The 2395-nt window shown below is 68.0% G+C and carries 3 protein-coding genes and 1 pseudogene; 3 read left to right on the top strand and 1 reads right to left on the bottom strand.

Going from position 1 to position 2395, the window contains the following annotated elements:
• From ACWELQ_RS43865 to ACWELQ_RS43855, 3 genes are all read left to right on the top strand, one after another.
• A partial coding sequence (locus ACWELQ_RS43865; RefSeq protein ID WP_452402882.1) for an ABC transporter ATP-binding protein occupies positions 1-513 on the top strand: 513 nt, incomplete at its 5' end.
• A gap of 50 nt (positions 514-563) precedes the next feature.
• Positions 564-1313 (top strand): ABC transporter permease, encoded by a 750-nt coding sequence (locus ACWELQ_RS43860; RefSeq protein WP_452402883.1) that lies wholly within the window; start codon positions 564-566, stop codon positions 1311-1313.
• Positions 1310-1918 (top strand): TetR/AcrR family transcriptional regulator, encoded by a 609-nt coding sequence (locus ACWELQ_RS43855; RefSeq protein WP_452402881.1) that lies wholly within the window; start codon positions 1310-1312, stop codon positions 1916-1918. Before ACWELQ_RS43860 ends, ACWELQ_RS43855 begins: the two co-directional genes overlap by 4 nt.
• A 2-nt stretch (positions 1919-1920) precedes the next feature.
• On the opposite strand, the pseudogene ACWELQ_RS43850 reads toward ACWELQ_RS43855, so the two are convergent.
• Positions 1921-2395: pseudogene (locus ACWELQ_RS43850) on the bottom strand (hypothetical protein); the annotation flags it as partial.

The following is a 2395-nucleotide window of genomic DNA, read 5'->3' as shown; positions in this document are numbered from 1 at the left end:
GGGTCGCGCGGGCTGCGGCGGCGGGTCGGGTATGTGACCCAGGCGCCGAGCATCTACGACGATCTGACCGTGGCGGACAATGTCGCCTACTTCGCGGCCTTGTACGGGGCCTCGGCGGGCGGGGTCGAAACCGCTTTGGCCGCGGTGGGTCTCACCAGTCATATGGATCACCGCGGCAACGAACTGTCGGGCGGGCAGCGCACCCGGGTGTCGCTGGCGTGCGCGCTGGTGGCCGATCCGGAGCTGCTGGTGCTCGACGAGCCGACGGTCGGTCTCGACCCGGTGTTGCGCGCCGATCTCTGGGAGCAGTTCCACGCGCTCGCGAAACAGGGCCGCACGCTACTGGTTTCGAGTCACGTCATGGACGAGGCCGAACACTGCGACCAGTTGCTGCTCATGCGGGAGGGTCGCCTGCTGGCGCAGCTCTCCCCCGCCGAATTACGTTCCGACACCGGCGAATCCAGTCTGGAGAGCGCCTTCCTCAAGCTGATCCGAATGGGAGAAGAGCTGTGACCGCGACCTTTTCGGCACAGGCCGGAGCACGTCCGGCGGGTCCGCGACCGCTGGGCTGCTACACCGCCACCACCGTACGAATCTTGAAGCAGCTGAAGGCCGATCGGCGCACGGTCGCCATGATCGTGCTGGTGCCCGCGCTGCTGATGACGCTGCTGTACTTCGTCTACAAGAACTATCCGCAGCTGCCGCATCAGCCGCGGCTGTTCGATCGGATCGGCATCACCATGCTCGGCATCCTGCCGTTCGTGGTCATGTTCCTCATCACCGCCATCGCCATGCAGCGCGAACGGGTTTCGGGCACGCTGGAGCGGTTGATGACCACGCCGCTGGCGAAGCTGGATCTACTGGCCGGGTACGGGACCGCGTTCTCCATCGCGGCGGCCGTGCAGGCGGGGGTGGCGTGCGGGGTGGCGTTCTGGCTGCTGGGGTTGAACGCGGCGGGCAGCCCGATGCTGGTGGTGCTCATCGCGATCGTCGACGCCGTGCTGGGTGTCGCGCTCGGGCTGCTGGCCAGTGCGTTCGCGCGCACCGAATTCCAGGCCGTACAGTTCATGCCCGTGATCGTGCTGCCGCAATTCTTCCTGTGCGGGTTGCTGGTTCCGCGCGGGCAACTGCCCGGCTGGTTGGAGGCGATCAGCAATGTGCTGCCGCTGAGCTACGCCGTCGACGCCCTGCAGCAGGTGTCCACGCACACCGGGGTGACCGGTCAGATGTGGCGCGACATCCTCATCGTGGCCGCCTTCGCCGCTGTCGCACTGGGATTGGGCGCGGCCACCCTACGCCGGCGGACTGCGTGACGTCGGGCAATATCCGCAGCGGTCGCCGCCCCGGCAACTCCGGTACCCGGGCGGCGATCCTCGACGCCGCCCGGACCCGTTTCGCCGCAGTGGGTTTCGACAAGGCGTCCATCCGCTCCATCGCCACCGCCGCCGCGGTCGATCCCGCCCTCGTGCACCACTATTTCGGCACCAAGACCGAATTGTTCGCCGCCGCCCTCGAACTCCCCATCGACCCCCAGGACATCCTCGACCGCTTCGCCCAGGTCCCGGTCTCGGAATTGGGCGAAACCATCATCCGCACGGTCGTCCCCATCTGGGACTCCGAAATCGGCGTCCCCACCATCGCCGCCTTCCGCAGCCTCCTCGCCAGCGAGAACCCCGCCCTGGTCCGCACCTTCATCCTCGACATAGTCCTCAAAGCCATTCAACCCCGCGTGGACTCACCCCCCGGCACCGGCGCAAAACGTGCGGCCCTGGCCGCCTCCCAACTCGCGGGCCTTCTCGTCACCCGCAAACTCCTCCGCCTCGACCCCATCGCCTCCATGCCGGTCGACGAACTGGCCGCCACCGTGGCCCCCACCCTCCAGCGCTACTTCACCGGAGACCTCCCGCTGGAGCCTTGACCTCAGCGCGTGTGGCCCGAAGGCGCAGCACCTTCCGGCGGACCGGAAACCGGTGGCGTCCACCCCGGCGGAGTCTGCACCGACCCCTCGGGCACCAGCACCCAGCCCGGCGGCACCTGCGGCCAGCCCGGTTGCGTCGGACCGGGTGACCAATTCGAATGTTGTTGTGCGATGGGGGCGTACGGCGTGCGATAGCGAGGCTTGGCGGCGGCGGACGCGACCGCGAGCACCATCACGAGCAAAGCCAGAGTGGTCGCCGCGACGAGGAGCCAGCCACCGACACCGACATCGCCGAAGCCCACAGGACCGAACAATTCCCGGTCGACGATGTCGAGCACGAGAACCAGTCCGCACCCGAAAAGAGCTCCAGCGCTGATGGATCCCGCTGTCCTGCCGCGCCCCACGAACGACAGCACCGCCGAGATCAGGGAGACGAACGCGCCGAGAACGACCGGCGCACCGGTGAACTGCACCGTG

This window comes from Nocardia sp. NPDC004722, assembly GCF_053601505.1.
This window is presented reverse-complemented; position numbering and strand designations above follow the sequence as displayed.